The organism is uncultured Brachyspira sp. (assembly GCF_949287625.1).
Lineage (GTDB): Bacteria > Spirochaetota > Brachyspiria > Brachyspirales > Brachyspiraceae > Brachyspira.
Genome location: NZ_CASEGO010000142.1, coordinates 1 through 5,535, shown reverse-complemented (window position 1 = coordinate 5,535; position 5,535 = coordinate 1). Strand labels below are relative to the sequence as shown.

4 protein-coding genes are annotated in these 5,535 nt (G+C 28.3%); 3 read left to right on the top strand and 1 reads right to left on the bottom strand.

The genetic code is table 11. The features are described from left to right. Positions 1-28 precede the first annotated feature (28 nt). The 3 genes from lgt to Q1X91_RS14575 all read left to right on the top strand — a co-directional run bounded on the left by lgt (position 29) and on the right by Q1X91_RS14575 (position 4,010). The gene (lgt, locus tag Q1X91_RS14585) at positions 29-979 is read left to right on the top strand and encodes a prolipoprotein diacylglyceryl transferase (RefSeq protein WP_300759159.1); all 951 of its coding nucleotides are present in this window, start codon (positions 29-31) and stop codon (positions 977-979) included. A gap of 289 nt (positions 980-1,268) precedes the next feature. Then, a complete protein-coding gene (locus Q1X91_RS14580; protein WP_300759157.1) occupies positions 1,269-2,579 on the top strand; it encodes an NCS2 family permease in 1,311 nt (436 codons plus the stop codon). A gap of 666 nt (positions 2,580-3,245) precedes the next feature. Beyond that, a complete protein-coding gene (locus tag Q1X91_RS14575; RefSeq protein WP_300759155.1) occupies positions 3,246-4,010 on the top strand; it encodes an HAD-IIB family hydrolase in 765 nt (254 codons plus the stop codon). A 216-nt stretch (positions 4,011-4,226) separates the two neighbouring features. On the opposite strand, the gene galE is transcribed toward Q1X91_RS14575, so the two are convergent. After that, positions 4,227-5,219 (bottom strand): UDP-glucose 4-epimerase GalE, encoded by a 993-nt coding sequence (gene galE / locus Q1X91_RS14570; protein ID WP_300759153.1) that lies wholly within the window; start codon positions 5,217-5,219, stop codon positions 4,227-4,229. Positions 5,220-5,535 lie beyond the last annotated feature (316 nt).

Sequence of the window (5,535 nt, the reverse complement as noted above, 5' to 3'; positions counted from 1 at the left end):
AAAAAATAAATTTAAAAAAGGAAAACATATGACTTACCCTGAATTTTTTACTCCGTTTGTATTTCCTCCAAGCATACCTATATTAGGGGCTATAAGGTGGTATGGGCTTATGTATATAGTAGGTATTATAACTTCCTGTATAGTTTTATATTTTGTGAAAAAAAGAGGCTGGATAAAATTTAATGCTGATGAAAAAAACGGCGGTATATACGATATGGTATTTTATGCTGCTGTTGGTGCTATAGTAGGAGCTAGAATTGGTTATTTTCTTTTTTACTCGCCAAAGAGTTTTTTAACACCTTGGGAAATATTAGGTATTAATCTTGATAACGGATTTACTTTCACTGGTTTTGCTGGAATGTCATTTCATGGCGGATTTATAGGTATGTTTATAGCATTATTTGTATTCAGCAAAAAATATAAATATGATTTTTATAATATTACAGATAACGGAACTCTTCCTGCAAGTTTATGTTTATTTTTCGGAAGGATTGGAAATTTCATGAATGCCGAACTTTACGGACGCGTTACAGATTCGTTTTTAGGAATGAAATTTCCATTATATGATGCAGTAGGCGGTTATGAGAGATGGGCTTCTATGTTTGAGGCGATAAGACCTTATACTGAACCTAGACACCCTTCGCAGTTATACGAAGCTTTTCTTGAAGGCTTGGTTCTTGCATTTGTTTCTTTTTTAATAGGATATTTAAGCGAGAAGAATAAAAAAATAAGACCTGGTACAAGACTTTGGGTATGGATTTTGCTTTACGGGCTTTTTAGAACATTAATAGAACAGTTCGCACGAGACATTACAGAATGGACTGTAGGACCAATTACTGCAGGAGCTATTTATTCTGTGCCTATGGTGATAATAGGTGCTGTTATGCTTATATATATTTACACAAGAAAAGATAATAAAGATAATAATGCAATACTTGAAGTGAATACAAAAGAAGCAAAAAAGAATAAAAAGAAATAAATTTATGATAGATTAATAAAAAAATAATAAAGCCTAGTATGATAAATAAAACATATTAGGCTTTTATTTTTTAATCATTATTATGAAATTTCTATAATATATATTTTATAAAATAGAATTTTATTTTTAATATTTTCTATAAGTAAAAGTTTCATTCATTTTTTATAATTATTATATCTGTAATTTATTTTCAAAAAATATTGCAAAAATTATAATACTCATATATAGTATAGCTTTCACAATATTAATATGAAAATACTGTGATAAAAAATGATAAAGGATATATTTTATGGAAAAGTTTTTTAAGCTGAAAGAACATGGCACAAATGTAAAAACAGAAGTTATAGCGGGCTTTACTACTTTTATGACTATGGCCTATATATTGGCAGTAAACCCTGATATACTTAGTGCTACAGGTATGGATAAAGGGGCTGTTTTTACTGCTACTGTAGTGTCATCTATAATAGCAACATTAATTATGTCTTTGCTTGCTAATTTGCCTTTTGCTTTAGCTCCAGGTATGGGACTTAATGCCTTTTTTGCTTTTACTGTAGTTCTTGGTATGGGCTACAGCTGGCAGACAGCTTTAACTGCAGTATTTATAGAAGGTATTATATTTGTTGTTCTTACAATATTCAATGTAAGAGAGGCAATAGTTAATAGCATACCTGTTAATATGAAAAGAGCTATTTCTGTGGGAATAGGTTTGTTCATTGCTTTTATAGGACTTCAAAATGCCAAAATAATAGTTAATAATGATTCTACTTTGCTTGGACTTGGAAACATTACTTCCGGAAGCGGACTTCTTGCTATATTGGGTATTATTATCACAGCTATTTTGCTTGCCTACAATGTTAAAGGAGCTATACTTTTGGGTATATTTATTACTACTATAATAGGCATTCCTATGGGGCTTACAAAACTTTCTCCTCATGCAAGTTTTATACCTCCTTCATTAGAACCTATAGCTTTTAAACTTGATTTCAGTAATATATTCAGTTCTAATATGTTTATAGTGATGTTTACTTTTCTTTTCGTAGATATGTTTGATACAGTAGGTACATTAGTAGGTGTTTGTACCAAAGCTAATATGCTTACAAAAGGCGGAGAAGTACCTAGATGTAAGCAGGCTTTATTTGCTGATGCAGTAGGTACAGTAGTAGGGGCATGTCTTGGAACATCAACTGTTACTACTTATGTAGAAAGTGCTTCAGGTGTTGCTGAAGGCGGAAAAACTGGTCTTACTTCTTTAGTAGTTGCTATATTATTTACAATTTCTCTTTTTCTTTCTCATATATTTCTATCTATACCTTCTGCTGCCACTGCTCCTGCTTTGATAATAGTAGGATTATTTATGATGACTCCTATATTAGAAATAAATTTTTATGATTATACTGAATCAATACCAGCTTTTATATGTATAATATTTATGCCTTTTGCATACAGTATAGCTGAAGGTATTACTTTCGGAGTATTGTCTTTTACTATATTAAAATTTGTTTCTGGTAAAACTAAAGATATATCTTTATTAACTTGGATATTATCAGCACTTCTTTTAATAAAAATACTAATGCCAGTTATACAGGGTTTTTTAGGTTAAATTGATTTATAGCATTTAATTAAGAGGGGATATGAATAAATATCCTCTCTTTTTTATTTTTTATTAAAGGTAATTTTTTATTAAATAAGAAATTTATACTTGTTTCAAAACTAAATATTTATACTATTTTTTCATTAATATTTTTATAATTTAGCTTTTTCATATAATATAGCCTTAGCAAATTTATACTTATAAAAAATTAAAATACTGTTATTATTACTGTTTAATTAAGTTTTTAAATGAGTATATACCTAAACAACTATAGTTTGTCAATTTTTTTGTTGTTCTTTTTCCCGCCGCAAAAAGAACCAAAAAATGCAAGTATCGAAATTATTATTAAATCGTACTAATTATGTTTTATATGTGGTATAAATTGCTAAATTTAGCATAAAATGTAGCCTTTTGCTCACGCAGAGCATCACAAAAGAAGTGGTGTTGCCCACGACTGTGTGCTTCGCAGCAAAGACCCAGATATTAAAAAAGAAAATATAATTTTATTTTTGAAAAATTATATCTGTTTAGGTATAACATTAAAAAAATTTTATTATTTATTTTAATAAATGATAAAAACTATAAAAATAATTGCATAATAGTTAATTTGAATTATAATTAGTGCATTGTAAAAATTAAAAATATTTTAAAATTAATATATTAAAGAGAGTTGTTATGAAACTATTTGTTAGCGATTATGATATGACTATATATATACATGAAAAAATAGATAAAACTGTTTTCGATGCCATATCTAAATGGAGAGAGGCTGGAAATATATTTGCCATTGCCACTGGAAGAAATAAATTTTCTATATTTGAGCATATTGACAGACATAGTCTTACATTTGATTATCTTATAGCCAATAACGGAGCTTTGATATTTAATAATAAAAGAGAAAATATATTCAAAGATACTATAGATGAAGATACAGCATATATGGTTATAAAATTTCTTCATGATACTTTCGGAGGTACTGTAGAGATAGCCAATGATGATTACATTATATCTGTAAAATCGAAAGATGGCAATGATATACTTCCTTTTAGGGTAGATAAAAAAATAAGTATTGATGAAATAGATACTGTAAAAAATATTATACAGATAAATAAAATGACTTCTGATATTAAATCTACAGAGAATGTTGCAAATATTATCAATAAGGAATTTTCTTCTTCTCTTATTGCTTATGGGAATATAAGAACGGTTGATATAGTAAAAAATACTGTTAATAAAGCTAATGGAGTAGAGTTTTTGTATAATCTTTTGAAATCCAATAATAATATAAGTAAAATTCTGACTGCTGGTGATTCTAATAATGATATAGAAATGATAAAAAAGTATGACGGCTATGTTCAGATTAATGCTAGGGAAAATGTGAAAGCGGTAAGTTCTAAATATTTTAATTTTATTTCGGATATAATTTATAAAGAATTATAAATAGACTTATTTGTAATTCATAATGCGGTTTTGAATGCATATTTAAAAGAAGTTAATAAACTCATTAAAAAACTAAATTTAAAATGCACCTTTTAGATGTTTAACTATATATGGCAAGTGTAATAAGTAAAAAATAATCTAATGCTTTTATTTAAAAAAATAGGTTCAATAAATGTAATATATATTTATTGAACCTATAATTAAAAAACAGAAATATTATCTGTCATTATATCCATTAGGGTGATTTTTATGCCAATTCCAAGCAGTTTGTACTATAGTTTCTAATGAGTCTATAGTAGGAGTCCAACCTAAAACTTCTCTTGCCCTCTCACTGCTTGCTATAAGTTCTGACGAATCGCCTGCTCTTCTAGGGCAAACTTCCGCAGGTATAGGGTGTCCTGTTACTTTTCTAGCTACTTCAATAACTTCTTTTACACTGAATCCGTTTCCATTTCCTAAATTGCATGAAACACTTTTACCGCCGTTTTTTAGATAATTCATAGCAGCAATATGTGCTAAAGCTAAGTCGCAAACATGTATATAATCTCTCAAACAAGTACCGTCTCTTGTAGGATAATCATCACCAAATATTTTTATTGATTCTCTTTTTCCTAGCGGAACTTGAAGTATTAATGGTATTAAATGTGATTCAGGTTTATGGTCTTCGCCTATATGTCCGTCTGGGTGAGCTCCTGAGGCATTAAAATATCTTAAAGCAGCATAATTAAAATCATATGCTTTTGTATACCAAGAAAGTATTTTTTCTAATGCTAATTTACTATCTCCGTATGGATTAGTAGGTTCTTTTCTGCAGTCCTCTTCCAAAGGTATTTTTTCAGGCTCTCCGTAAACTGCTGCTGTAGAAGAGAATATGAAGTTTTTTACTTTAGCTTTAAGCATGGCATTAAGAAGATTTATAGAATTGGATAGATTATTCTGATAATATTTAGCAGGATTTTGCACACTTTCTCCAACTTCTATATAGGCACATAAATGCATAACAGAATCTATATCATGACTTTTAAAAATTTTATCGAGTAAATCGCTGTCTCCTATATTTCCATGATAAAAATTTTTACACTCTTTTATAGCTTCTTTATGTCCGTATTCTAATGAATCTATTATAACGGTTTCTATATTTTGTTTTAAAAGTTCACAAACGACATGCGAGCCGATATAACCAGCTCCTCCGCATACTAAAACAGCCATATTTATACTCCAATTTTTATTTATTTTGATACAAGTATAATTCAACTTATAAAAAAGTCAAAGAATTATTTTGTGTTTCAAAACATTTTGCTAAATTATTTATAATAATTTTAGTTATAATATTTTATAACTATATTTTTTCATTAGCAGCAGCTTCATTTCTATATTTTTAACCAAAGAAGTGTGAGTTGGTGTAAAGCCGCAATATTAAAAATATCAATAGACTTGTTTCAAAACTAAATTTATTAATATTATATAATTTTTAATTTAATATTTTTAAATTATAGTTGGGGCTTTGCCCCAAACCCCAGTTCTT